The organism is Croceibacterium salegens (genome assembly GCF_009827435.1).
Lineage (GTDB): Bacteria > Pseudomonadota > Alphaproteobacteria > Sphingomonadales > Sphingomonadaceae > Croceibacterium_B > Croceibacterium_B salegens.
The window spans coordinates 178,276-204,041 of record NZ_WTYM01000058.1 but is presented as its reverse complement, the minus strand read 5'-3'; the positions used below and the strand labels follow the sequence as shown (position 1 = coordinate 204,041).

General features: G+C 66.3%; 23 protein-coding genes. 1 reads left to right on the top strand and 22 read right to left on the bottom strand.

Features of this window, described 5'->3' with window-relative positions:
* Nucleotides 1-13 precede the first annotated feature (13 nt).
* From cobA to GRI89_RS15705, 22 genes are all read right to left on the bottom strand, one after another.
* A complete protein-coding gene (gene cobA / locus GRI89_RS15810) occupies nucleotides 14-826 on the bottom strand; it encodes a uroporphyrinogen-III C-methyltransferase (protein WP_159797654.1) in 813 nt (270 codons plus the stop codon).
* On the bottom strand, nucleotides 823-1,239 hold the full coding sequence (locus tag GRI89_RS15805; protein WP_159797652.1) for a globin family protein: 417 nt from the start codon (nucleotides 1,237-1,239) through the stop codon (nucleotides 823-825). Before GRI89_RS15805 ends, cobA begins: the two co-directional genes overlap by 4 nt.
* A complete protein-coding gene (locus GRI89_RS15800) occupies nucleotides 1,236-3,809 on the bottom strand; it encodes a nitrate reductase (protein ID WP_159797650.1) in 2,574 nt (857 codons plus the stop codon). Before GRI89_RS15800 ends, GRI89_RS15805 begins: the two co-directional genes overlap by 4 nt.
* 9 nt (nucleotides 3,810-3,818) lie before the next feature.
* Complete coding sequence (nirD, locus tag GRI89_RS15795; RefSeq protein ID WP_159797648.1) at nucleotides 3,819-4,205, bottom strand: nitrite reductase small subunit NirD; 387 nt, start codon at nucleotides 4,203-4,205, stop codon at nucleotides 3,819-3,821.
* Nucleotides 4,205-6,685 (bottom strand): nitrite reductase large subunit NirB, encoded by a 2,481-nt coding sequence (gene nirB / locus GRI89_RS15790; RefSeq protein ID WP_159797646.1) that lies wholly within the window; start codon nucleotides 6,683-6,685, stop codon nucleotides 4,205-4,207. Before nirB ends, nirD begins: the two co-directional genes overlap by 1 nt.
* A gap of 216 nt (nucleotides 6,686-6,901) precedes the next feature.
* Complete coding sequence (cynS, locus tag GRI89_RS15785) at nucleotides 6,902-7,345, bottom strand: cyanase (RefSeq protein WP_201290953.1); 444 nt, start codon at nucleotides 7,343-7,345, stop codon at nucleotides 6,902-6,904.
* Nucleotides 7,346-7,359: 14 nt separating this feature from the next.
* Entirely contained in the window at nucleotides 7,360-9,120 is a 1,761-nt protein-coding gene (locus GRI89_RS15780) for a bifunctional protein-serine/threonine kinase/phosphatase (protein WP_159797644.1), read from the bottom strand.
* 55 nt (nucleotides 9,121-9,175) lie between these two features.
* The gene (locus GRI89_RS15775) at nucleotides 9,176-10,006 is read right to left on the bottom strand and encodes a formate/nitrite transporter family protein (RefSeq protein WP_159797642.1); all 831 of its coding nucleotides are present in this window, start codon (nucleotides 10,004-10,006) and stop codon (nucleotides 9,176-9,178) included.
* Nucleotides 10,007-10,021: 15 nt separating this feature from the next.
* Nucleotides 10,022-11,230: an alginate export family protein gene (locus tag GRI89_RS15770; RefSeq protein WP_159797640.1), complete on the bottom strand. Its 1,209-nt coding sequence runs from the start codon at nucleotides 11,228-11,230 to the stop codon at nucleotides 10,022-10,024.
* Between the two features lie 142 nt (nucleotides 11,231-11,372).
* The gene (locus tag GRI89_RS15765) at nucleotides 11,373-13,040 is read right to left on the bottom strand and encodes an ABC transporter ATP-binding protein (RefSeq protein ID WP_159797638.1); all 1,668 of its coding nucleotides are present in this window, start codon (nucleotides 13,038-13,040) and stop codon (nucleotides 11,373-11,375) included.
* A 2-nt stretch (nucleotides 13,041-13,042) separates the two neighbouring features.
* Nucleotides 13,043-14,098, bottom strand: coding sequence for an ABC transporter permease (locus tag GRI89_RS15760; RefSeq protein WP_159797636.1), 1,056 nt, complete (start codon nucleotides 14,096-14,098; stop codon nucleotides 13,043-13,045).
* A gap of 29 nt (nucleotides 14,099-14,127) precedes the next feature.
* Nucleotides 14,128-15,567 carry a CmpA/NrtA family ABC transporter substrate-binding protein gene (locus GRI89_RS15755; protein ID WP_159797634.1) on the bottom strand — a complete coding sequence of 480 codons (1,440 nt, stop codon included), beginning with the start codon at nucleotides 15,565-15,567 and terminating at the stop codon, nucleotides 14,128-14,130.
* 220 nt (nucleotides 15,568-15,787) lie between these two features.
* Nucleotides 15,788-16,996, bottom strand: a complete 1,209-nt coding sequence (locus GRI89_RS15750) for an ABC transporter substrate-binding protein (protein WP_328598308.1) — start codon at nucleotides 16,994-16,996, stop codon at nucleotides 15,788-15,790.
* Nucleotides 16,997-17,009: 13 nt separating this feature from the next.
* Nucleotides 17,010-17,591 (bottom strand): ANTAR domain-containing response regulator, encoded by a 582-nt coding sequence (locus GRI89_RS15745; protein ID WP_159797632.1) that lies wholly within the window; start codon nucleotides 17,589-17,591, stop codon nucleotides 17,010-17,012.
* A gap of 129 nt (nucleotides 17,592-17,720) precedes the next feature.
* Nucleotides 17,721-18,050 carry a hypothetical protein gene (locus tag GRI89_RS15740; protein WP_159797630.1) on the bottom strand — a complete coding sequence of 110 codons (330 nt, stop codon included), beginning with the start codon at nucleotides 18,048-18,050 and terminating at the stop codon, nucleotides 17,721-17,723.
* A 69-nt stretch (nucleotides 18,051-18,119) separates the two neighbouring features.
* Nucleotides 18,120-19,091, bottom strand: coding sequence for a fumarylacetoacetate hydrolase family protein (locus tag GRI89_RS15735; protein WP_328598307.1), 972 nt, complete (start codon nucleotides 19,089-19,091; stop codon nucleotides 18,120-18,122).
* A complete protein-coding gene (locus GRI89_RS15730; RefSeq protein ID WP_159797628.1) occupies nucleotides 19,088-19,660 on the bottom strand; it encodes a cupin domain-containing protein in 573 nt (190 codons plus the stop codon). The genes GRI89_RS15735 and GRI89_RS15730 overlap by 4 nt, the downstream gene beginning before the upstream one ends.
* Nucleotides 19,657-20,346: a glutathione S-transferase family protein gene (locus GRI89_RS15725; protein ID WP_159797626.1), complete on the bottom strand. Its 690-nt coding sequence runs from the start codon at nucleotides 20,344-20,346 to the stop codon at nucleotides 19,657-19,659. The genes GRI89_RS15730 and GRI89_RS15725 overlap by 4 nt, the downstream gene beginning before the upstream one ends.
* Complete coding sequence (locus tag GRI89_RS15720) at nucleotides 20,343-21,497, bottom strand: alpha/beta hydrolase family protein (RefSeq protein ID WP_328598306.1); 1,155 nt, start codon at nucleotides 21,495-21,497, stop codon at nucleotides 20,343-20,345. The genes GRI89_RS15725 and GRI89_RS15720 overlap by 4 nt, the downstream gene beginning before the upstream one ends.
* Nucleotides 21,498-21,501: 4 nt before the next feature.
* Nucleotides 21,502-22,404: a VOC family protein gene (locus GRI89_RS15715; RefSeq protein ID WP_159797624.1), complete on the bottom strand. Its 903-nt coding sequence runs from the start codon at nucleotides 22,402-22,404 to the stop codon at nucleotides 21,502-21,504.
* 9 nt (nucleotides 22,405-22,413) lie between these two features.
* Nucleotides 22,414-23,520: an FAD-dependent oxidoreductase gene (locus GRI89_RS15710; RefSeq protein ID WP_159797622.1), complete on the bottom strand. Its 1,107-nt coding sequence runs from the start codon at nucleotides 23,518-23,520 to the stop codon at nucleotides 22,414-22,416.
* A gap of 3 nt (nucleotides 23,521-23,523) precedes the next feature.
* The gene (locus tag GRI89_RS15705) at nucleotides 23,524-24,513 is read right to left on the bottom strand and encodes an MBL fold metallo-hydrolase (RefSeq protein ID WP_159797620.1); all 990 of its coding nucleotides are present in this window, start codon (nucleotides 24,511-24,513) and stop codon (nucleotides 23,524-23,526) included.
* A 101-nt stretch (nucleotides 24,514-24,614) separates the two neighbouring features.
* Here GRI89_RS15705 and GRI89_RS15700 point away from each other — a divergent pair, with 101 nt between their 5' ends.
* Complete coding sequence (locus GRI89_RS15700; RefSeq protein ID WP_159797618.1) at nucleotides 24,615-25,514, top strand: LysR family transcriptional regulator; 900 nt, start codon at nucleotides 24,615-24,617, stop codon at nucleotides 25,512-25,514.
* Nucleotides 25,515-25,766 lie beyond the last annotated feature (252 nt).

Here is a 25,766-nt window from a genome sequence, read left to right as displayed (position 1 = left end):
CCGACCCCGCGATTTATCTCCGAAACTGATAGCCTTGGGGCTCGCCAGCACAAGCCGGGATGTCGTTTTCGGTAACCGCTCCGCGGGCGGCATCCCCGGAATTATCCCGGCGCATCGCCTGGCCGATAAGGAGCAGGGCCGGCCCTTCGCCCAGTGCGGACCTTGCCGCGATCGGCAGGAGGTCGAGGCGGGTGTGGAACTGCCGCTCGTCTTCGAGGCTGGCGTTTTCGACGAGCGCGACCGGCGTATCGGGCGGCAACCCGCCTTGAATCAGGCCCGCGGCAACCTCGGGAGCCGAAGCCTTGCCCATGTACACCGCCAACGTCGCTTCGGGATCGGCCAGCGCTTGCCAGTCGAGCGCGGGCGCCTTGCCGTTGCGGGTATGCGCGGTGACGAAGGTCAGACGGCGGGCGAGGCCGCGCAGGGTGAGCGACTTGCCGAGCGAGGCGGCGGCGGCGCTTGCTGCCGTGATCCCCGGGCAAACGCTGACGGCGATGCCGTGCGTCCGGCAGGCTTCGAGTTCCTCGTCGGCCCGGCCGAAGATCGACGGATCTCCACCCTTGAGGCGCACGACCCGCTCGCCTGCCAGCGCCGCCTCGACCAGCAGGGCATCGATCGATTTCTGGTCCTTAGAATGGCGACCCGAGCGCTTGCCGACCGGAACCAGCCGTGTCCCGGCGGGCACGAGGTCGAGCACGCCCGGCCCGACCAGCGCATCGTAGAAGACCACGCTGGCCGCCCGCAGGAGCTTCTCGGCCTTGCGCGTCAGCAGGTCGGGATCGCCCGGCCCCGCGCCGACCAGCCAGACTTCGCCCGGAGCGATCATTGGTCCGCGCTTTCCGCGGCCTCGATCATGGCCGTCGACAGGATCGTATAGGCTTCGGTCCATGCGTCATGCAGGTCCGCCGACCACTCTTCGCCCAGTCCGGTCTCGAGGGTGAAGAGCAGGGTTTCCCCGACCATGCCGTAGTGCGCCGGCACCGCGCCGTAGGAGACATGCTTTCGCGCAAGGCTCCGCACCGCGGGCAGGATATCGTCGAGCCGGGTCAGGCCGTTCACCACGACGCCGAGGGTGGTCATCAGCTTGCGCTTCTGCTCGGCCATGTCGTCGGGAAACATGGCGCGCACCTGCGGGGCGACCTCGAACAGGCGGCCATAGAATATGTCGGCCGCCTGCGGCGCAATCGGGGCGACCTTGGCGAAACTCTGCTGGACGAGGGCAATGCTTTCCGGGTTCATGATACGGGCTCCAGGCTGCTCTGTTTCTTGCGTTTCAACATCCCCGCGATGATCGTGCGGCACGATCCGCAATTGGTGCCTGCCCGGGTCGCCGAGCTGACGTCCTTCACCGTTTCGGCCCCTTCTTCGAGGGCTTTCATGATGTCGCATTCGCCGACGTCGAAGCAGACGCAGACGAGGTTGCCGCGCTCCGCCGGGGCGGCGGCGGGCCTTCCGGCGAGAAGCTCCGTCGTGCCGGCGTCCGGAGCGGCGAATTGCCGCACGATCCAGTCGCGGTCGGGGAGTTGCCCGTTGCGCGTGACGTAGAGCGCAGCGGCAAGGCCGCCGTCCCGATCGGTTACGACGAGGCGAAGCATCCCTCGCTTTGGGTCGCTGGCTTCGCGGCGCGGCCCGGCGGGCAGGAGGGCGTCGGCATCTAGTTCGCCGCTTCCAGCGATTTCGTGGAGCCAGCCACCGTTGATCTTTGCCCGGGACCAGTAGTCGGCCTCAGGCCGGACCGGGTCGCGCGTGACGAGAAAAGCGCGCCAGTCCGGGTGGACCGGGGCGATCGACGCGGCGACGTTCTTGAAGGCCGGCTGGCCCGAATGCGGGTCCACGATCGGTTCAACCAGCAATCCGGTGCGCGCCGAGCTGGCGGTCAGGTCGCTCCAGTGCATCGGGACGAAGATCTCGCCCTGGCGCTGGGCCTCGGTCAGCGAGACACGATAGATCGCCTCGCCCCTCGCGGTTGCAACTCTCGCCAGTCCGCTCTGTTCGAGGCCGTAGGTTGCGCCGTCTTCAGGGTGGACCTCCACCAGCGCCTCTCGGCGGTGCATCGAGAGCTTCGCGCTGAGCGCGGTGCGGGTCATGGTGTGCCAGTGGTCGCGATATCGGCCGGTATTGAGGCGCAGCGGCAGGGCGGGTTGCGCAGGCGCCGGTGGAGTTGAAGACACCGAAACCAACCGCGCCTTTCCGTAGGGCGTCGGATAGCGGCGCTTCAGCGGGTGGGCTCCGCCCCAGCGGAACGGACGCATCGCGGCGTATTCGAACTCGCTGCAATCCGCCCAGTCGGTCAGGTCGAGCAGTTTGCCGTGCTCCCCGGCGAGCGCCGTCATGGCGGCGTATTCGCGGAAGACTTCGGCCGTGCTCTGGAAAGCGAAGGCGCTGCCAAAGCCGAGCCTTGCCGCCACATCGCAGACGATCTGCCAGTCGGCCCGCACCGAGCCCGGCGGCGGGAACAGCGCGCGCTGGCGGCTGATGCAGCGTTCGGAGTTGGTGACCGTCCCGTCCTTCTCGCCCCAGCCGAGCGCCGGGAGGCGGATGTCGGCGAGGAGCGCGGTGTCGGTATCGGCGATCACGTCGGACACAACCACCGTCGGGCACTTGCGCAGGGCCTCCCGCACGAAGGCCGCGTCGGGCATCGAAACCGCCGGGTTGGTGGCCATGATCCAGACGAACTTGATGCGCCCCTCGTCAATGGCGCGGAACAGATCGACGGCCTTCAGGCCCGGCCCCGAGCACAACGCGGGAGCTTGCCAGAAGCGCGCCACATCCGTGCGCTCCGCCTCCGAGAAACCGAGGTGGCAGGCGAGCATGTTGGACAGCCCGCCGACCTCGCGGCCGCCCATGGCGTTGGGCTGGCCGGTAATGCTGAACGGCCCCATCCCCTCGCGGTTGATCCGGCCGAGCGAGAGGTGGAGGTTGATGATCGCGTTGCCCTTGTCGGTCCCGCCAGCCGACTGGTTCGCACCCTGGCTGAAGAGCGTGACCATGCGCGGGTTGGTCGCGACCATGGCGGCGAATTCGCGGAAGGTTTCCTGGGGGATGCCTGGCTGGTCTTCGAGCTGGTCCCAGAATCCCTCGGGCACCGAGCAGCGCGCGCGTAGGTACTTCTCGTCGACGTAGCCGCTGTGCTTCATCGTCCGCAGCAGGGCGTTGAACAGCGGGACATCGCCGTCGGGGGCGATCTGGACATGCAGGTCGGCCAGCTCGGCGGTCTCGGTTCGGCGCGGGTCGATCACTACCAGCTTGGCTCCGCGCCGCTCGCGGGCGCGCTCGATCCGCCGCCAGACGATCGGGTGGCACCAGGCGGTGTTCGATCCCACCAGGATGATCAGGTCGGCGCTGTCGAGGTCGTCATAGGTGCACGGCACGACGTCTTCGCCGAACGCCCGCACATGCGCGGCGACCGCGCTGGCCATGCACAGCCGAGAATTGGTGTCGACGTTGGCCGTGCCGATGAAGCCTTTGGCGAGCTTGTTGGCGACGTAATAGTCCTCGGTCAGCAACTGGCCCGAAAGGTAGAACGCGACGCTGTCGGGGCCGTGCTGTTCCACGGTGTCCTTCAAACGTTTGGCGACCAGATCAAGCGCTTCATTCCACTCGGTTTCGCGCTCGCCGATCATCGGATCGAGCAGCCGCCCCTCTAGCCCGACCGTCTCGCCGAGGTAGGTGCCCTTGGAGCAGAGCTGCCCCTCGTTCGCCGGATGGTCCGGATCCCCGGCAATGCTCACCGCGCGCTCGCCCGTGACCGTGGCCGCGATCCCGCAGCCGACGCCGCAATAAGCGCAGGTGGTCCGGATGCTTTTCAACTCAGCCCCTCACGCTGCCAGTGCCGACGTGAGGGGCAGTGCTTTTCCCGGGGCTCGTCCCGGGACGACCGCCTCGCGCAGCAGGAACAGCCTCCCGCTGTCGACCTTGAGCGGGATGGTCGGGGTACAGCCCTTGTCGTCGCCCAGCGCCTCGCCGGTCTTGAGCGAGATGCGCCAGTTGTGCAGCGGGCAGGACACGCTGTCGCCGTGAACGATGCCCTGGCTGAGCGGACCCTGCTTGTGCGGGCACTTGTTGACCAGCGCGTAGAATTCGCCTCGCATCGTGTGGAACACCGCGATCTCGTCACCGCCGGCGACCGGCAGCGTCCGCGCCGACCCGGGTTCGATCTGCGTGGTAGGACCGATGTCGAGCCAGGCGCCATAGGCTTCGGACATCATGCATTCTCCATGGCAAGCGGGCGGATTTCGGCGAGGTGGCTGTGCAGGTTGCGGTGGGCGCCCCCGGCGCGGCGCGCCCAGGGATCGACCTGCCAGAACTTCTGCGACAGCCGGAACCGGGCGGCGAGTTCGGGGATCGAACCGGGATCGTCGAACAGCTGTGCCTTGATCCAGTCGAGCCCCTTGCGTTCGAGCCAGGGGGCGGTGCGTTCGAGATAGTGGCCGGTTTCGCGGTAGAGCTGGATGAAAGCGATGCAGGTCTCCATCGCCTCCTCCTCGGTCTCGACCTTGCACAGCAGGTCGGTGCCGCGCAGGTGGATGCCGCCGTTGCCGCCGACGTGCAGTTCGTAACCGCTGTCGACGCAGATCACGCCGAAGTCCTTGATCGTAGCCTCGGCGCAATTGCGCGGGCAGCCGCTGACCGCCATCTTGAACTTGTGCGGCATGTAGCTGCCCCAGGTCAGGTGCTCGAGCTTGACTCCCAGGCCGGTCGAATCCTGAGTGCCGAAGCGGCACCATTCGCTGCCCACGCAGGTCTTCACCGTGCGCAGCGCCTTGCCGTAGGCATGGCCCGAGACGAGGCCGGCCGCGTTGAGGTCGGCCCAGACGGCGGGCAGGTCCTCCTTCCTGATGCCGAAGATGTCGAGCCGCTGGCCGCCGGTCACCTTGACCATCGGCGCATCGTACTTCTCGACCACGTCGGCGATCGCGCGCAGTTCGGTGGGATTGGTGATCCCTCCGAAGAAGCGCGGCACGACCGAATAGGTGCCGTCCTTCTGGATGTTGGCGTGGAGCCGCTCGTTGACAAAGCGGCTCTTCTCGTCGTCCTGGTATTCGCCGGGCCAGGCGCACAGCAGGTAGTAGTTGAGCGCCGGGCGGCACGAGGAGCAGCCGTCCGGGGTGGTCCAGTGCAGTTCCTGCATCACCTCGGGGATCAGCTTGAGTTGCTTCTCCACGATGTTGCGGCGGACGTCGTCATGCGTGAAGCTCGTGCACTTGCACATCGTCTTCGGCCCGGTCTGCACCTCGCCGCCGAGCGTGATCGCCAGCAAGCTCTCGACCAGGTTGGTGCAGCTGCCGCAGCTGCCCGAGGCCTTGCACTGCGAGCGCACCGCATCGAGGCTGTGCGCCCCGCCAACGATGCACTGGACGACCTTGCCCTTGGAAACGCCGTTGCAGCCGCAGATTTCTGCGTCGTCCGAAAGAGCGGCAACGGCGGCATTAGGGTCCGCGAGCGCGCCCCCGGCGGCGAAGGCCTGTCCGAAGATCAGCGCCTCGCGAATGTCGGAAATGTCCTCCTCCTTCTTGAGGAGGTCGAAATACCAGTTGCCGTCCGCGGTATCGCCGTAGAGCACCGCGCCGACGACCTTGTCGCCCTTCACGACCACGCGCTTGTAGACCCCGCGCGCGGCGTCGCGCATTACGATGTCCTCGCAGTCCGCGCCGCCGGAGAAGTCGCCGGCCGAAAACAGGTCGATGCCGCTCACCTTGAGCTTGGTCGATGTGACCGAGCCGAGGTAGCCGGTGGGCGCGTCGGTCAAATAATCGGCCAGTGCCCGGCACATCTCCCACAGCGGGGCGACGAGGCCGTAGCACAGGCCGCGGTGCTGGACGCATTCGCCGACCGCAAGGATGGCGGGGTCGGAGGTGACCATGTGGTCGTCCACCATGATGCCGCGCTCGCATTCGAGCCCCGCGGCCTTGGCCAGCGTGATCGAGGGCTTGATGCCTGCCGCCATGACCACGATGTCGGCCTTGACCCGCGTCCCGTCCTCGAGCTCGATCCCGGCGACGCGGCCCTCGATCCCGTGGATCACCCGGGTGTTAGCGCTGGTCAGGATGGTCTGCCCGCGGCTCTCCAGTTCCTGCCGCAGCAGGTAGCCGGCGGCCTCGTCGAGCTGCCGCTCCATCAAGGTCGGCATGAGATGAACGACGGTGACCTTCATTCCTCGCAGGGAGAGGCCATGCGCCGCCTCCAGCCCCAGCAGGCCACCGCCGATCACCACAGCATCGCCGCCGAGTTCCGCGGCGGCGAGCATCCGGTCGACATCGTCGAGATCGCGAAAGGTAACGACGCCCGGAAAGTCGTTGCCGGGAATGGGAATGATGAACGGATCGGAACCGGTCGCTATCAGCAGCCGGTCGTAGGGTTCGACCCGGCCCGAGCGGCTGATTACCGACATTGTCTCGCGGTCGATGTGTTCGACCGGATCGCCGCTGACGAGCTCGATGCCGTTTTCGGCGTACCATTCGGCGGTGTTGATGACGATCTCGTCGAACGTCTTTTCGCCGGCTAGCACCGGGGAGAGCATGATCCTGTTGTAGTTGACCCGCGGTTCGGCGCCGAAGATCACGATATCGAAGCGGCCGGGATCGCGCTCGAGCACTTCCTCCACCGCACGGCAGCCGGCCATGCCGTTGCCGATCACCACGAGCCTTTCGCGTTTTGGCGGATCGATCCTGGTCTGGGCGTTCATCGTTCAAGTCCCTTGTCGCGAACGCACGCAAAAAAAACCGCCAGGTCCGGTTGGACTGGCGGCGTCGTTGCCACGTTCTGTAACTGGTTTGAGCGGAAGGGCCTGATCGTCCGCCGATGGACGGGCGCACTTCCTGTGGGTCGGTTTTTAACCGATTCGACTACTTGGCGGCAAGCCTTTTTTGCACTGCAGCAACACTTGCCGCCCCTTGCGATCCTACCAGCTCTTGTAGGGCAGGAACTTGCCCCTCATCACGACCTGCACCCGGTCTCCCTTCTCGTGCGCAACCCGTTCGATTTCCATGTCGAAATCGATCGCGCTCATGATGCCGTCGCCGAACTTCTCCTGCACCAGCTCCTTGAACGCCTCGCCGAAGACGCCGGTGATCTCGTACCAACGGTAAATGCAGGGGTCGGTCGGGACGGTCTTGTCGAACTGCTTGGTCGGAAACTCGGCAAGGACCGTGGCCGCCTCGGCGGGCAGGCCGAGGAACTCGACCACCTTGGCCGCCGCATCGGGCAGGAGGCTGTTCATGCCGAGACAGGCGGAGGTCACGAACACCTCGCTCAATCCCGTCGCCGCGGAAATCTCGGCCCAGGTCTTGCCGCTCTCGCGCTTCGCCGCGCGGATCATCGTGGTTACATCCTGTTTGGTCATCATGGCGGGCGGTCCTTTCATCGGGTGAGCAGGGAAACGATCAGGGCGATGGCGAGCAGGGCTGCAATCGCCTGCCACAGGCGCAGCGGATCGCGCTGCAGCAGCGGCCGCGGCTCCGGGTTGGCGAGCGACTTGTTGGGATTGGCGATGTCGTAGACGAACTCGCTCAGTTCCTCGTAGCGCTTGCGGGGATCGACGGCGACGGCCTTGGCCAGCGCCGCGTCCACCCAGTCCGGCACTTCCGGATTGCGTTCCGTGGCGGGGACGTAGCGCAGCTTGCGCTGGGCCTGCGGCGTCGTCGCATTGGCCACGCGCGGACCGTAGGGCAGGTCGCCGGTCAGCAGCTGGTAGGCGATGACTCCGAGCGAATAGAAGTCGCTCTGCCGGGTCGCGGGCTCGCCCAGGTACACTTCCGGCGCGCTGTATTGCATGGTCCCGGCAAAGGCCGCCTCGCCGGCGAGGCCCGGGGCCAGTTCGTCGAGCCCGGCGACCTGGACCGATCCGAAATCGATGATCCGCACCACGCCGTTGGGGTCGATCATGATGTTGTGCGGCCTCAGGTCGCGGTGGACCATCTCGCGCCGGTGCATCGCCTGCAGCCCCGCCGCGACCTGGCGGACGATGGCGCGCGCGGGTTCGAGATCAGCCGGCCCGCGATCGAGCATCCACTGGCGCAGGCTCTGCCCGACGATGTAGTCCGCGACGCCGAAAGCGTGGCTGCGTGCGCGGCGTTGCGGCGGCGCGGAAAGCAGCGACGGGTGATCGAGCCGGCGCATGACCCATTCTTCGAGGAGCAGTTCCTGCAGCCGGGCGGCCTGCTGGCCATGCTCGGTCGAGGGCACCTTGAGCGCGACTTTGCGGCCATCCGCTTCGTCACGCACGAGATAGACGTGGCTGCGGCTTCCAGCGTGGAGTTCGCGCAATACCTCGTACCCGGCGAAGCTGTCGCCCGGCCGCAGTTGCGGTGCGGGCGGCAGCGCGGCGTCGGCCCCGAGAAGATCGCCGATCTCTCCGGCGGGCAAGTCCTCGACGGTGACGACCTGCACCGTGAGGTTGTCGCCGTTCCCCGCGTCGAGGGCCGCGCGGGCGATCGCCTCGGCCCCGTCGCCGAGCAGGCGCAGCAGGGCGGCATCCGGCAGGTATTCGTGTACCCCGTCGGTGGTCAGGACGAATGTGTCGCCGGGTTCGAGGCGGACCGAGCGGTAGTCGATCTCGACGTTGCGGTTCACGCCGAGCGCGCGGCCGAGATAGCTGTCGCCGCCTCCCAGATCGACGCGGTGCGCCTCGGTGAGCGGCTCGAGCCGACCCAGCCGGACGAGCGCGACGCGCGCATCGCCGACGTGGAAGACATGCGCGGTGCGCGATTTGAGGACGAGCGCGGACAGTGTGCAGACCAACCCCCGCTCGCGCTCGCTCTCCTGCGGCGGGCCGCCGAAGGTCCCGCGGTTTTGCGCGTACATCCAGCTGTTGGTCGCCGCGATCACTCGCTCGGCCGAGGTCTGTACCGACCAGCCTTCGGAGGTGCAGAAGTAGTCCGTGAGGAAGGTCTTCACCGCGGTTTCCGCCGCGGCCGCGCCGAGCTTGCTGGTGCTGATCCCGTCGGCCAGCGCAACGGCGATGCCCTTGGTGGCAAGCAGCGCGCCCTCGGGCTCGAGCGCGCCGTGAAAGTCCTGGTTCTCCGCCTTGGTCCCGGCGGTGGAGTACTGGTCGAGCGTGATCCGGAGGGTGCTCGTCCCCCCGGATGCACTTCTCGCCGAAGGTGTTGGCAGTGCCGCCATGATGCCGGGTGGCGGGCGGCCGGTTCATCGCCGGCCGCCCTTCCTCCTGCCTCGTTCAGGCCGTGACCTTGAGGGCCGCCGGCTTGCGGCTCTTCGAGGTCTTGTAGTGCGTCGAATAGAGCATCAGCCCGGTGAAGGTGACGCCGCCGACCAGGTTGCCGAGAACGGTCGGGATTTCGTTCCACCAGAAGTAGTCGCCGATGGTGAAGCCGCCGCCCATCATCAGCGCCGTCGGGAACAGGAACATGTTCACGATCGAGTGCTCGAAGACCATGTAGAAGAACAGCATGATCGGCATCCACATGGCGAGGACCTTGCCCGAGACGCTGGTCGAGACCTGCGCGCCCACGACACCGGTCGAAACCATCCAGTTGCACAGCATGCCGCGCACGAAGATCGTCATCCAGCCGGCCCAGCCGTACTGCTCGTAACCGAGCGTACGGGCGACGCCGATACCGGCCAGCTTGGCGCCGACTTCGCTCGGTTCGGTCTGGAAACCATAGGTGAAGTAGATCGCCATCATCACCGCCGTGGTCAGCGCCCCGGCGAAGTTGCCGACGAACACCAGCCCCCAGTTGCGCAGGACCCCGCCCCAGGTGCAGCCGGGACGTTTGTCCCACACCGCCAGCGGGCACAGCACGAAGACGCCGGTAAGCAGGTCGTACCCCAGCAGGTAGAGCAGGCAGAAACCGACTGGGAACAGCACCGCGCCGGCCAGCGGCTGGCCGGTCTGGACGTTGATCGTGACGGCAAAGGCCGCCGCCAGGGCCAGTGTCGCGCCGGCCATGTACGCGCGGATCAGCGTGTCCTTGGTCGACATGAAGATCTTGGATTCGCCCGCATCGACGAGCTTCGAAACAAATTCGCTAGGCGCAAGATATGCCATGATGATTCCCCTTTCTCAGAAGCTGTATTCGGCTTGGAGCCAGAATTTTTGCGTGTCGGATGCGAACCCGCTGGAGTTGAAGTCCGCGTACTTCGCCAGCAGGGCGACCGGACCGACCTTGAAGCCGAACGAGGCGTCCCACTCGCTGCCGTAGTCGAGACCGCCAAAGGCGCTGTCGAACTGATGGTAGACCACCGCCGCATTGAAGACGGTCAGGCCTTTCACCTTCACCGCCGTGCCCGCCTTGGCGTAGTAGTCGCGCAGGCCCGCGGCGGGGGTGGTCAGGAACAGGTCGGCCCAGCCGTTGAAGGCATGGAGCGTGGCGAGCGGGGTCTGGAACGAGGCGACGCCATCGCTGCCAAGCTCCTCGTAGCCCGCGCCGAGCGTGATGCCGGCCAGCGTACCGCCGAGCTCGGCGTTGAAATAGTCGGTCGTGTAGCTGACCGGGTTGGCGCCATAGTCCGACTGGCTGGCATAGCTCGCCGTAGCGTTGAGCTTGAAGCTGCCTATCGGGATCGCCGCCTTGGCGAGCACGCCGTAAGTCTGGCTCGAGAAGGCGAGCCGGGTGTCGTAGTCGATCAGGTAAGCGAAGGCCTTGATGTCGAGGATGTCGACCTTGGCCCCGGCGTTGAGCAGCACGATGTCGCCGTCGAAATGCTCGTTCGGGCTATCGGCGCCGAAAATCGTGCGCTGCGAATCCGAATAGGTCGCATCGAGCGTGACCGGCCCGATCTTCGCCTGCCCGCGCACGGCGTCGAAGGTCTGCTCGTTCTGCCGCCAGCCGACGTTGCCGACGAAACGGGCATTGTCGAGGATGATGCGCTGGCGGCCGATCGTGACGCCGGTGCCGTCCTTCATCCACGAGACTTGCGCGCGGTTGAGCTCGAAACTCTCCGGGTCGGCGACGATCGGGAACGGCTCCAGTCCATTGAACGGCAGGGTGTCGTTGTAGTCCGACTGGAAGGCGCGAGTGGTTTCCGCTTCGGCGAGGACCGAGAAGTTCGAGACCTTGATCGATCCGCCGAAACGTAGGCGCAGGGTCAGCGCCTCGGCATCGTTGACGGCGCTCGCCTGATCGACCGTTTCGTAGCGCAGGCGCGCATCGAGCGTCAGGTCGAGGGTGACGTCGTCGGCGATCTCGACCGGGTCCCCGTCCTTGGCAAAAGCCGGGGTGGCGAAGGCGACGGTCGCTGTGGCGGCAAGCAGGCTGAAGGCGATTTTCATTGGCGCAGATCCCTGTTCGGGAGACCCTCCTGGGCCTCCTCGGCAAGAAGCGAGCGCCATTGCCCGCCGTTGGAACCGGATAATCCGGCGATGTCGTTTTCGCGGGTACGGCCCCTCTGCCGCCCCGGCCCCTCCCAGAGCGTCAGGCGGCCTTAGCCGACGGACCGTGATCGTATTCCGCCAGGAAGTGCAGGACCTCCTGCCGGTATTGGTAGAACTTCGGATGGTCGAGCAACGCCTTGCGGTCGCGCGGACGCGGCAGGTCAACCTTAAGAATCTTGCCGATCGTGGCGTTCGGCCCGTTGGTCATCATCACGACCCGGTCAGCCAGCAGGATCGCTTCGTCAACGTCGTGGGTGACCATGATCGCGGTGACCTTGGTGCGGTTCCAGGTCTCGACCAGCACGTCCTGCAGGTCCCAGCGGGTCAGGCTGTCGAGCATGCCGAAGGGTTCGTCGAGCAGCAGCAGCCGCGGCGACAGGGCGAAGGCACGGGCGATGCCGACGCGCTGGCGCATGCCGTTCGACATTTCCGCCGCCATCCGCTCCTTCGCGTCGCCCAGCCCGACCCGGTCGAGGTAGTAATCGACGATGTCGCGGCGCTCGGCCTTCGAGGCGTGCGGATAGACCCGCTCGACGCCAAGCGCGACGTTCTGCCGCGCTGTCAGCCAGGGCATCAGGCTCGGGGCCTGGAAGACCACCGCCTTGTCCGGCCCGGCGATGTCGATCTCGCGGTTGTCGAGCACGATGCCCCCGCCGCTGATCTCGTTGAGGCCGGCTGCCATGGTCAGCACGGTCGACTTGCCGCAACCCGAGTGGCCGATCAGCGAGACGAACTCACCCCTGTCCATCAGCAGGTTGAAGTCCTCGACGACCTTCAGCGGCCCAATCGGCGTCGGGTAGACCTTGTCGAGCTTGAAGAACTCGAGATAGCGATCCGTGACCGCGCTTTGTGCCGCCTCGCGGTAGGCCTGGGGCGGCGGCGCAAGGTCTAGCGGGGTGACGTTGGGCAGGTCGACCGAACTTTCGCCGACCGTTCCCGCCTCGGCGTTGAGCGAGCCGAGATAGGAGACGATGCGCTTGCGCAGCGCCTGGAAATGGAGGTCGTCGTTGACGGCTTCGCGGTCGCGCGGCCGGGCGACGTCGACGTCGAACACCTGACCTATCGTTGCAGCGGGCGCCGGCGTCAGAACAGCGACCCGATCGGCAAGAAGAAGCGCTTCATCGACATCGTTCGTGACGAGGACGATGGTCCGCCCTTCCTCCTTGCGGATGCGCTCGATCTCGTCCTGCAGCTTGGCGCGGGTCAGCGCGTCGAGCGCCGAGAGCGGCTCGTCCATGAGCAGGATTTCCGGCTCCATGGCGAGGGCCCGTGCGACCGCCACGCGCTGGCGCATCCCGCCGGAGAGCTGCGCCGGCTTGCGTTCCATAGCGTGGCCGAGCCCGACCAGTTCGACCTTCTGCTTCACCAGCGCGGCGCGCTCGGCCCGGCTGCGATCCCTGTGAACCGCATCGACCGCCAGCGCGATGTTCTGCTGCACGGTGAGCCAGGGGAACAGCGAGTAGGACTGAAACACCAGCCCCCGGTCCTTGCCCGGCTCGCTGACCGCCTTGCCCTTTAGCAGGATCTCGCCCGCGTCGGGCGCGACGAGCCCGGCGATGGCGTTGATCAGCGTGGTCTTGCCCGCTCCCGAGAAGCCGAGGATGGCGACGAATTCGCCTTCGGCCACGTCGAGATCGATGCCGTCGAGGACATTGGTGTCCCCGTAGGACTTGGCGACGCCGCGCAGCGAGAGGATCGGCTGGTCCATGGTCACACCGTGTGGTTCTTGGAGGCGAGCGCCTGGAGGAACATCATCAGCCGGTCGAGCGCGAAGCCGATGAAGCCGATGACGACCACCGCGAACATGATGCGGGCGAGCGACTGGCTCGATCCGTTCTGGAACTCGTCCCACACGAACTTGCCGAGGCCGGGGTTCTGGGCGAGCATTTCCGCTGCGATCAGCACCATCCAACCCACGCCGAGCGAGAGGCGCATGCCGGTGAAGATGTAGGGCAGCGAAGACGGCAGGATCAGCCGCGTCAGCTTGGCGAACCAGCCGAGCCGGAGCACGCGGCCGACGTTGAGCAGGTCCTTGTCGATGCTGCTGGCGCCGACCGCCGTATTGATCAGCGTCGGCCAGAGCGAACAGAGCATGACGACCAGCGCCGAGATCACGAAGGCCTTGGGCAGGAGCGGGTCGGCGCTGGTGATCATCGCCGAGATGACCATCGTCACGATCGGCAGCCAGGCCAGCGGACTGACCGGCTTCATGATCTGCACCAGCGGGTTGATCGCGGCGTTCACCAGCGGCGAGAGGCCGCAGACCAGGCCGATCGGCACCGCCACGAGCGTCGCCAGCACGAAGCCCAGCGCCACCGTCTTCAGCGAGGTGAAGATCTGGTCGAGGAATGTCGGCGGCCCGGCATATTCGAAATCGCGCACCCCGGCCGGATTTCCGGCGGCGATGGCCGCGGCGTTGCTGGCATCCTGCTGGGCGTAGAATTCCGCCTTGGCTTCCCTCGCGGCGGACCACTCGTCGTAAAGCGCACTGCCCTGCTCGGCGACTTCCACCGGCCCCGGCAAGGCACCGAGCGAGGTATCGACCTGCGGCGCCAACACGGCCCAGAGCGCCAGGAAGGCGGCGATCCCGATCAGCGGGGCGACCAGGGCCTTGGCCATTCCGGCGATCCTTGCGGCTACGGGACTGGCTTTGCCCTTGGCCGGAGTGGCCGCGGTTTCGGGCACCGGGGCAGCTCCGGTTGGGACCGTTGCCGTTACCTGCGGCGTGGTCTCGTCGGGCTGCAAATCTGCAAAGGCGGTTGCCATGGTAGAACTCCTGTCCAGTCCCTCGGACATCAGCTGCCGCTGACGCCCGAGGCGGTGACGCGCTGGCCCTGCTTGAGGCCGATCGCGAACTTGGCGAGGTAAGCGTTGGGCGCCTTGGCGTCGTAGGTCACACCGTCGATGAAGCCGCCCTGCGGGGCGCGGAACCCGTCGGTCTCGGGCACCGAAGCGGCGGGGATGGCGCCATCGGCGACCAGCTTCTTGGCGGCGGCGAGGTAGAGGTCCGGGCGATAGACGGCCTTGGCGGTGTCGAAATACCACTGGTCGGTCTTGTCGTCGGCGATCTGGCCCCAACGGCGCATCTGGGTGAGGTACCAGACGGCGTCGGAGTAGAACGGGTAACCGGCGTACTTGTCGAAGAAGATGTTGAAGCCCTTGGCGTCGCGTGTGTCGCCCGGCGCGAAGGTGAACTTGCCGGTCATGCTCGCGGCGATCACATCCGCGTCGGCACCGACATAGTTCGGCTGGCTGAGGATCTTGACGGCCTCGGCCCGGTTGGCGCCGCCGTCGGCATCGAGCCACTGCTGCGCCTTGATGAGCGCGCGCAGAATCGCCGCGGTGGTCGCCGGATACTTTTCGGCGAAGTCCTTGCGCAGGCCAAAAACCTTCTCGGGGTTGTCGTGCCAGATCTCGTCGTCGGTGATGACCGGGACGCCGATCTTCTTGTGAACAGCAGCCTGATTCCACGGCTCGCCGACGCAGTAGCCGTCGATCGTACCGGCCTCGAGCGTCGCCGGCATCTGCGGCGGCGGAGTGACCGAGAGCGGCACGTCGGCGGCCACCGTGCCGGCGACGTCGCCATTGGTGTAGAAGCCCGGGTTCAGTCCGCCCGCGGCGAGCCAGTAGCGCAGTTCGTAGTTGTGGGTGCTGACCGGGAAGACCATGCCCATCTTGAACTGCTTGCCTTGCTGCTTGTAGCTGGCGACCACCGGCTTGAGATGCGATGCGGAGATCGGGTGGACGGGCTTGCCCCCCTCCTTGGGCAGGTCGGGTTCGATCATCGCCCAGACCTTGTTGGACAGCGTGATCGCGTTGCCGTTGAGGTCGAGGCTGAGCGGGGCGATGAGGTCGGCCTTGGTTCCGTAGCCGATGGTTGCCGCCAGCGGCTGCCCGGCGAGCATGTGCGCGCCGTCGAGCTGGCCGCCGATGACCCCGTCGAGCAGGACCTTCCAGTTGGCCTGTGGTTCGAGTTCGACGTTGAGGCCTTCCTCGGCGAAGAAGCCCTTTTCCTTGGCGATGGCCAGCGGGGCCATGTCGGTGAGCTTGATGAAGCCGAGCTTGATATTGGGCTTTTCGATCGCCCCGTCGAGGTTCGCTGCGGCGACGGTTTCACCGCTTGTGCCGGTGTCGCTGCTGCTGCCGCAGCCGGCAAGTGCCAGGCTGAAAGCGACCGCCCCCAGCGCCGCGATGGCCTGCCTGCGTCCAACCGCCGATCCCCCAAATCCCGTCATCGCTCGTCACTCCGGTCTCGAGCGGACAACGCAAAAAACCGCCTCGATTCGACCCGTTTGGGGGTCAGATCGGGCGGCTACGTTGCCACGCAATGTTGAAACAGAATGGAGGGCCGGGTGATCACCCATCAGCGGGTGCGACGCTCCGTTCGAGGCAGGGAAATAACTGATTCGGGCAGCCGCGGTAAAGGGGTTTTTGCATTGCAGCATAGATTTTTGTCTATGGCAGGCCGTCCAGATAGTCCTCGATGCGCGCCGGATCGAAACTGCTTCCGTCGAAAAAAGCATTGGGAGACAAGGTGATGGTGCCCTGCTGGGTGCTCACCTGCATCGGCTGGTCGAGGCTGCCCTCGACCTTGGAATTTGCCCCCGGCAAGGCATCGCCGGTCCCTTTTAGTGCACTGCGGTATACGTCAGGACGGAAGACGCGGGCGGCCGTCTCGGCATCTTCGGACGAGAATTCGAGGTGGTCCCAGCGGACCATCTGCGAGTAGAGCCACTGCGCCTGGCTGACCCACGGGAAGTTCGCCGCCTCGCTGTGCTGGAACATGAAGTCGGGGTAGTGAACCGGCCGGCCGCCGGGCGTCAGGATCAGCCGGTCGGCGATCGACCGGTAGATCAGCGCGGCATCGGCGCCGAGGTACTCCGGGCGCGCCAGGATTTCGGCGCTGTCGTCCCAGGTTTGCGAATTGATGAAGTGCCTGCCCGCCTTGCGCATGGCGCGGATCAGCGCTTCCACCTGCGGCCGCTTGGCTTCGAGCACCGGCTCGCGCATTGCCAGGACCTTCTCCACCCCGCGCCGCCAGATCTGCGCCGTAGCGAGGACGATCGTACCCACGCCGCGTTCCACGCAGACGCTGTTCCACGGCTCGCCGACACAGGCGCCGTCGATCTCGCCCGTCCCCAGCGCATCGGCGACGAACGGCGGCGCAACGGTGACGATCTCGACGTCCTCGTCGGGCCTGATTCCGCTCGCTGCCAGCCAGTAGCGCAGCTTGTAGTTGTGGCTCGAATAGCGGTGCACGACGCCGAAGCGCAGCTTGCGGCCGCGCTCCAGCGCCGCAGCCGCTTCCACCCGAAGCTCTTCGCCGCACGCCCTGGGATCGCCGAACAGGCCGGGAGTGACGACCCTGGCCGCGAGCTCGCTCGACAGCGTCACGGCATTGCCGTTGAGCCCGAGGACGAAAGGCGCGGACAGCGGCTGGGCCGGGCGGCCCCTGCCCAGCGTCGTGGCGATTGCAAGCGGCGCGACGAGGTGCGCTGCGTCGGTGTGCCCATAGAGCAAGCGGTCGAGCACCGTCGCCCAGCTGACGTCGCGCACGAAGGTCAGGTGCAGTCCTTCCTCCTTCGCGAAGCCATGCTCGTGCGCCAGGATGGGCAGGCACGCATCGACCAGCGGCAGGAAGCCGATCGTCAGTTGCTCGCTCACGTTGCCCGCCCCTTCATTCCGCTCCCCCCATGAGTTCGTGTGCCGTTACAACGGCTTCCGCTATTTCGAATATGCGCTTGTTCGACGACATCGCCTTGCGGCGAAGCTCGCCATAGGCCTCGGGCTCGGTCACCTTCTTGCTGTCCATCAGGATGCGCTTCGCCCGGTCGACCGTGTCGCGCTCGGCGAGCTTGCCCTTGGCCTCGGCAAGGTCGGTCTGGAGCCGGGCGAAGGCGTTGAAGCGCCGCACCGCAAGGTCGAGCAGGGGCCGGATGCGGTTGGCAGAGAGACCGTCGACGACGTAGGCGGAGACCCCGGCGTCGATCGAGGCGGCGATCGCATCGTCGTCGCTCTCGTCGACGAACATGGCGATCGGGCGGGCCAGCGCCCGGCTGACGACGAAGTATTCCTCGAGGACGTCGCGCGACGGGTTGCCGAGGTCGATCAGGACGATATCGGGGGCGATCTTCTCGATTTCGGAGAGAAGGCCCCTGCGGTCGGTGAGGACGAAAAGCTCGCACCCGGCAAGCTCCGCCAGCCCCTCGACGATGATCGAGGCACGGGCAGCGCTTTCATCGACGACGGCGACTTTCATGCCGCGTTTGTGCACTGCAGCATAAAATTCCGCAAGATGCGATCCGGTGAGGCATTAACCATTCACCGGCGCGCGTTCGGACGACAGTCGAATCCCGCTGGAGCACCAGAGGTGACGCTCCCGTGGCGGCTATTTCTTGGCCGGAAGCTTGTCCAGTTCGGCCTGGATTTCCTTCATTTTTTCGTCGGTCAGCACAGCGCTTTCGTACTGTTGCGCCGTGCGCAGGGTGTTGGGGCGGCCCATCGTCTGGAACATGTCGTTCTCGTAGACCGTCGGAATCAGGCGCTTGAGGATCGCGGCTGCCTCGGGATCGTCGAGCAGCGTGCCGATCGTCGTCGTATCGACCGAATAGGGACGTTTTTCAGCGGGCTTCGCGCTTTCCTGGGCAAGCGCCGTGCTCGACGCCGCCGTAACGCCGAGGCCGGCCACCAAGGCGACGGCAAGGGTCCATCTCTTCATCATGCTCTCCTTCGCGCTGCGACATCCTTGGCCGAGGTTGCCTGCAGCGGAGCAGCCCGGCGATGGTTCCTAGTTGCCCGGGCCGACCACCCGCTGGTCGATCGCCCCGAACGGCGCGTGCCCGGCGGCGTCGACCGCCTCCATCCGGACCCGGTCGCCAAGGCTCATGAAAGGCGTATCGGGCTTGCCCCCGGCGATGATCTCGATCGCCCGGCGCTCCGAAATGCAGCTCGATCCGACTTCGGCGTAGCCTTCGTTGGCGACGGTGCCCGAGCCGACGATCGTGCCTGCCGCGAGGTCGCGGGTCAGCGCGGCGTGGGCGACGAGGTCGTGGAACCCGACCGACATCTCGCGCCCGTTGGCGGAGCCGAAGCGCTGGCCATTCCAGTCGATCTGCAGGTCGAGACATACTCGCCCGTCGTGCCAGCCCTCGCCCAGGGCATCGGGCGTGACGGCGAACGGCGCGACCGAGCAGGCCGGCTTGGCGAGGATGAAGCCGAAACCCGTCTTCATCTCGGGGACGGCATGGGCGCGCAGCGACCAGTCGTTGACTTGCAGGACCAGCTTGATGTGGCGCATCGCCTCATCCGCCGTCGTCCCCATCGGCACGTGGTCCACCACGACGGCGAATTCGCCCTCGAAATCGATGCCGTGTTCCGCGCCCGGAAAGCGCGCGTCTTCGGTCGGGCCGAGAAAGCGGTCGGACATCCCCTGGTACATCAACGGCCGGTCGTGCGGGATCGGATCGGTCGCAAAGGCGACCTCCATAAGCCGGGCGTGGGTGAGGAAGGCCGACCCGTCGAGCCACTGCCATGTGCGCGGCAGCGGGGCGCAGAGCCGGTCGGGGTCGAGCGCGATGCCCTCGCCATTTTCCAGGCGGGTGGCGATATTACGCAAGTCGGCCTCGGCTACCGCCCAGTCCTCGATCGCTGCGAGCAGGCCGGGCCAGCGCGGACCGGCGTAGAGACACCGCTCGCCCCCGGACGAGACGACCACCAGGCGGCCGTCGGGCGTTCCGTCGTCGAGCGTCGCCAGCCTCACGCGTCGAGGCCCTCGGTGAACTCGCCGTCGATCAGAATGAAGGCGATGCGGCAGTTCCTGCCCGAGCGATTGGCCCAGCCGTGGTTGGTGCCGCGCTGGATCACGATGTCCCCGGCCTTCACGACCGTCTCGCCGATATCGAGGATCAGCGTGACTTCGCCTTCCAGCACGATGCCGTAGTCGATCGTCTCGGTCCGGTGCATCATGTGGTGGCGCGAGGAGCCGTCGTCGCTGTGCGAGGATGCATTCCCCGCCCCGACCTCGGCGAAATGCGACTTCACCTGTTCGACCGACAGCGCCGCCAGCCGCTCGTCCTCGGGCGGGATGTCGAGCACGCGGATGCGCGTTCCGTTCTTCGGCGGGGCAAGCTGTATACCCTCTTCCGCCGGTTCGCCCGAGGCGCGGTCGATGATTGCCGGCGTCTCGCGCGTGTTCCAGACCTCGTGGAACAGCGGGCCGATCTCCCCGCCGACCCGGACGACTCGCGGCGGCGGTCCATCCTCAAGGAAGACTGCACGCCCCTGTTCGTCATGTCCGGTGACGATCCGGCGAACCGGTGTCTCGCTCATTTCCTGTCTCCCTTGGCGAACGGCGGGCGGAACAGCAGCCCGCGCGCGTCGAGTTCCTTTTCGGCTTCGGCCTCGCGCGTCAGCGCCGCCTGCGCCGAGGGACGGGCCATGGCGCGTGCGTAGTGGTCACGGATCGACGGGAAGCTGTCGGCGTCGAAGCCCGATCCGGTCAGGCGGAACCAGATCCATGCGATGTAGGCGTCGAGCACCGACCACTCGGTGCCGAAGTACCACTCGCTCGCCGCCAGCCGCGCGGCCACCGGGGCGAGCTGGAACTCCATCATGGCCCTCGCCTGCTCGCGAATATGCGGAGCGCCGTCGGCGTTGGCCGTCATCATCTGCGGGATTACGAAGCGCGTGACGATCGGGTGCAGGTCGGCCGAACAGCGGTAGAGTTCGGCGCGGATCGCGGCGCGTTCGAACGCGTCGCCCGCCGCGGGCAGCAGTCGCGCATCGGGATGGGTCTCGGCAAGGTATTCGAGGATCGCGCCGTTCTGCACCAGCGTGCCGTATGACGTTTCGAGCGCCGGGACCTTGCCCGAGGGATTGACCGCGAGGAACTCGGGCTTGCGGTGCTCGCCCGCCATGAAGGCGATGAGCGCGGTGTCGTAGGGCTCGCCGATTTCCTCGAGCGCAGTCAGGGTCACCCGGGCGCAAGTGTTCGGCGCGAACCACAGCTTCATCATTGCGTGCGCCCTCCGAGCGTATCGGCGAACCAGTCGGCGATGTAGTCGCGGCCATAGGACATGTTGTCCGCCCCGACGTGCTCGACCCCGCCTTCATGGGTGGTGAAGATCTTGAGTTCGCGGCGCGGCGAATTGACCAGTTGTTCGTAGGCCTGGTGGGCATAGTCGACGCTGATCTGGCGGTCGCTCGCGCCGTGTGTGACGAGGAAGGGCACGCGGATGCGGTCCATGTGGCCGTTGAGGTTCATGTCCTGCGACTTCGCGAGGAAGTCCTCCATATCGCTGGCGCCGAAGGTCCAGAACACGTGCGCCCAGTAGTGAGGCACGGGGTTCTCACCCTCGCGCCGGATGCGCTTGTCCTGCACTTCGCGCCAGTTGTGGTTGGCGCCCCAGACCGCGCCGCTAACGAAGCGCGGCTCGTAGGCGACCGCGCGCGGGGCGAAGTGTCCGCCGAGCGAGATGCCGGTCATGCCAATGCGCGCAGGATCCACCTCGGGCTGCGCCTCGAGCCAGTCGACGGCTTTCGAGGCCCAGCTTTCCGAATGCGGATCGACCGGCTGGCCCTGCAGCCGGATCGCCTCGCCCGTGCCGGGCTGGTCGACGCACAAGGTGGAGATCCCGCGCCGCGCCAGCGCCTCGGGCAGGCGCGACCAGTAGAGCAGCTCCTTGCAGCTATCGAGGCCGTTGCAATAGACGACCGCGGGACGGGCACCTTCGCCCATCCCGCGGGTGAACAGCGCCGGCATCGTTCCCTTCTCGAGGGGAATCTCCACCCGCTCGCGGCCCAGTAATCCGAGCCTTGTCGAGCGTTCGAAGGATGCCAGCGCCTTGGCATAGGTCTCTTCGCGACCCGAAGAGCCCTGCTGCTGCATGCGTTCGGCGACGAGCAGGTAGAGCGAGGCGCGCTCCAGCTTGTCCGAGGCGGAAAAGCCGCGCCCGCGTTCCTCGTCTTCGGCTGCCAGTTCGAGCAGGTTGTCGGCCACTCTGACCCATTGCCGCATGAAGTCCGGCGCGCCCGCGTCACCGCGTTCGGCCGCCTCGCGAATGGGCTCGCACATGTCCACGATCTCGCCGATCTTCCCCCCGCTCTCGAGCGCCATGGCGACCGAGAGGTTCCAGATGTAGTTCGGGAAGTATTCGAACAGCGCCACGCGTTTACACTCCGGCCGGCTGGAACAGGCGCGGGTCGGGCGTAGCGTGCGGCATGGTCTGCGGGCCGCCGACGCCGATGCCCCATTGGTCCATGATCCGCGGACCGGGTGCGTGGACCTGCGCGACGTGCGTCTCGAAATCGACCTCTTCGAGTTCGGCGGTGTACTCGACCGCGAAGCCGCCGGGCGTGACGAAATAGCTGAAGGTGTTGTCGCCCGCCGTGTGCCGGCCCGGACCCCAGCGAATGTCGATGCCGTGCTGCTTGAGCTGCGACACGCCGCGAAGCATCCCGTCGGCGCTGACCATGTCGTAGGCTACGTGATTGAGGCACGGCGGCCCGGGCAGGATCGCCAGCCGATGATGCGCAGAATTGCAGCGCAGGAAGCACATGAAGTCGCCGAGCCAGTCGGAGACCTTGAAGCCCAGCACATCGGTGAAGAATGCAACCGCCGCGTGGTGGTCGGGCGAATGCAGAACGATGTGGCTGATGCGCACGGGAAGACCATCCCATCGCCCGATCTCGCGCTTGTCGCCGCGTGCCACGTCGGAGGAAATCTCGAACGGCAGCCCGTCGGGAGAGAAGAAGCGAAAGCCATAACCTCCGCCCGGCGCATCGAGGTCTAGCGGCGGATGGACCACCTTGCAGCCTGCTTGGCTGACCTTGGCGTGGAGCGCATCGACATCGCCGCGGGTATCGGCGGCGAGGGCAATGACCTCGACATGGTTGGCATCAGAGCGGTGCAGCCGGACGACGTGGTGCTCGCCGTCGCCCTGCGCCTTGAACCACGCCATGCCGTCCGCCGCCGCGATTTCGACCAGCCCCCAGTCGTCGGTGTAGAACGCGCGCTCGGTTTCGAAGTCATCGACTCCGTAGCCGACGTAGCGAATGTCAGTGACGCGGCTCATGCATGCTCCTCAGATTGGTTGGGCGACGACTTGCGACATCTCGGCGGTCGCCTGAGCGTTATCGACGGGCGGACCCTTGCCCAATTGGCCGAAACAGATCGCGAGAGAACGTTCGACGATGTATTTGCAGCGCTTCATTCGCCTGTTCTGGTACGCGGTGAAGGCCTCTTCGGGGGTCTCGGCCCGGGCCAGCTCCTCGGACAGCACGATGCTGTCCTCGATCGCCATCCCCGCGCCCTGCCCGAGGTGCGGGGTGGTCGCATGGACCGCATCGCCGAGGAGGACCACGGCCCCCTTGTGCCACGGCCCCTCGACCATCACGGCTTCGAGCGGACGGTAAACCACCCCTGCATCGTCGGTAATCAGCGCAGCGAGGTCCACCAGCGGCGCGGGCACCTTGCCGCGCATCGTCGCGGCGAGACCGTCGGCCGGATAGCGCGGATTGCCCGGCTCAGGCGTGGTCAGGTACATGTACATCAGCGCATCGCTGATTGGCACGAGACCGGCTCCGATTGGCCCGTTGTAGACGTGCAGCGCGTCGAGATCGGCCGGGCGCGGCAGGTTGTAGCGCCACACCGATTGCCCGGTAAATTCGGGCTGCGGAGCATCGGGAAACAGCATGCCCCGTGTCTGCGAATGGATCCCGTCGGCGCCGATCGCGATGTCGAAACGCTGCTCGCGGCCGTCGGAGAAGCGCACCTTCACACCGGTCGCATCGCTGGCGAGTTCGTCGGCCGTTACGCCGAGCCGGATCTCTGCCCCGGCTTCGCGCGCCTTGTCGGCGAGGACCTTTTGCAGCGCGGGCCGCGATATTCCGACGTTTGCCGGGCAATTCTCGACCAGCGGCCTCGAGGGAACCCGGGCGACCTGTGTGCCGTCGGGGGCATGGATAGCGACCGCGTCGAAGCCCACCGCCGCATCGAGGTACGCGTCGAGGATGTCGAGCTGCTGCATGGCTCGCAGCACGTTGCCTTGCTGGATGATCCCGACGCCGTAGACCGTCCATTCCGGGTCGCGCTCGATCACGGTCACGGCATGTCGGGCCCGGCCGAGCGCGATCGCGGCGGTCAGCCCGCCGATGCCGCCGCCAATAACGAGGACGTTCAATGCCTTCATAGCTCAGAACCCGTCGAGGTCGCGGGCGATGGTCACCGGTCCGTCATAGACCTGGTGAATCTCCGCGACGTAGCGGCGCAAATCGTCCAGGCCGGCATTGCCGACGACTAGGTGCGTCACCACGACCTGACCCGCCTCCATCGCGCTGGCCATCTCGCCGACTTGTCGCGGCGTGATGTGGTGATCCCGCAAGTGCTGGATGATGATCGGCGGCGGACCTCCCGGCGCATCGCCGCGCTGCGGACCCATCGCGCCGAGCAGGCCGTCGAGGTCGATCATCTCGGCCACCAGAATGTCGACGCCCTTGCCGAGCGCGTCCACCTCAGGGCTCGGCCCGGTATCGCCGGTGTAGAGGATCGAGCGCTCGGGCAGGTCGAAACGATAGGAAAGCGAGGCGTAGCGTCCGTATTGCGGGTTGTCCGGCGTGAAGCTGTAGTGGGTGTTGACCGCGTTGCGCACGGTCATCGACCCGACCTGCACCGTTTCGCCGCCGGTCCATTCGACCGTGCGCACGCCCGGGCGAGGATCGTGGATCGGCTCGCCCGGCACGCCGTAGCCGGACTCGCCCCCGGGAACCAGCGAAGCGACGATGCCGTCGACCAGAGCCTTCGTTCCCGGCGGGCCATAAACCGTGAGGACACCCGGGGTCTCGGTCTGAAAACGCAGGCTCAGCACACCAGCAAGGCCGCCGGTGTGATCGGGATGGAGGTGGCTGATGAAAATGGCATTGAGCCGAGGCAGCGCAACTCCGGCCTTGGCCAGCTGGTTTGCCGCACCGTCACCGGCATCGACGAGATACGCCTCCTTGCCGACGAGCAGGAGGTTGGCCGGCTCCGAACGATTGGCGTTGGGGACTGGCCCGCCGTGCGTGCCGAGCGTCACCCAAAGGCTGGCCGGTTCGACCGGCGCCGCGGCCACGTCCTGCGCCACCGCCGGCTGGGCGACCAGCGCGAGCAATGCGGCCACTGTCCTCAGCAGGCGCGTTCTCTCCATCATCTCCCACCTCTTGCGCTGTCTTTGAAGGACAAGTGCCACGCACTTGCGAAGCAGTCCAATTTTTAGGATTGGTCGTTTCCCACAAATGGAATCGATGGATGCGGCTCGACAATTTCGATCTCAACCTTCTCGTCGCGTTCAACGTCCTGCTCGAGGAACGCAGCGTTACGCGCTCGGCGGAGCGGCTCCACGTCACCCAATCGGCGATGAGCGCATCGCTCAAGCGATTGCGCGAGGCGTTCCAGGACGACCTGCTCGTCCAGTCCGGCCGGACGATGGTACCGACGCCCAACGCCATGCTCCTCGCCCCGAAGGTGTCCGAGGCTATCGTGACGCTCCGCAGCCTGATTTCGGCCGGGACCGGCTTCGATCCTGCGACATCGCAGCGCCGCTTCCGCATTGCCGCGTCGGACTACATCACCACCGTCCTGCTGGTGCCGCTCATGCGACTGCTCGAAACCGAAGCTCCCGGGATCGGCTTCGAGATATCGCTGCCGACCGAGGACACCCCTGACCGGTTGGCGAAGGGCGAATTCGACCTCGTCCTGACGCCGCTGGAATTCCTTGATCCGGTCCACCCGGCCGACCTGCTGTTCGAAGAACGCCACGTCGTTGTCGGCTGCAAGGACAACCCATTGCTCGCATCGCCCATGTCGCCGGCCCAGTTCGCCGAAGCCCCGCACGTCGCGGTCACCATCGACGGGCGCGACACCTTCATTGAGGGCGCGCTCGATCATCAAGGCCTCACTCGCCGGATCGAGATCCGCGCGCCCTCTTTCGTCCTCGTCCCGCAGTTCCTGCACGGAACGGCCCGAATCGCACTGATGCACGAGCGCCTGGCCAGGCTGATGGCCCCGAGCCTCTCGCTCGCGATTGCCGAACCGCCCTTCACCATCATGCCGATGCGCGAAATGGTCCAGTATCACGCCACCCGTTCGCAGGACGCCGGGCTGACGTGGATGAGGGGCAAGCTCGGCGACCTTGCGCGGACGGAATAGAGAAAGGGGATTACGAGGGTCATATCTCTTTGCTTCTAGTATCTTGAGAAAACATATGGTGCACAGGAAGACTCACACAAAACCTACGTTCCCTTGTTCTTCTGAGTTTGCTTCTTGATAATTTTGCTTAAAACCAAGGTGTTGGCCCCTTTGCACACCAACCGAGTTGGGTGCGGATCCTGATGGTCGGATCCGAGCGAATGCACTTGCAGTTAAGGAGTTGAGTGCAGGGCGGGGTGATGCCTTGACTGA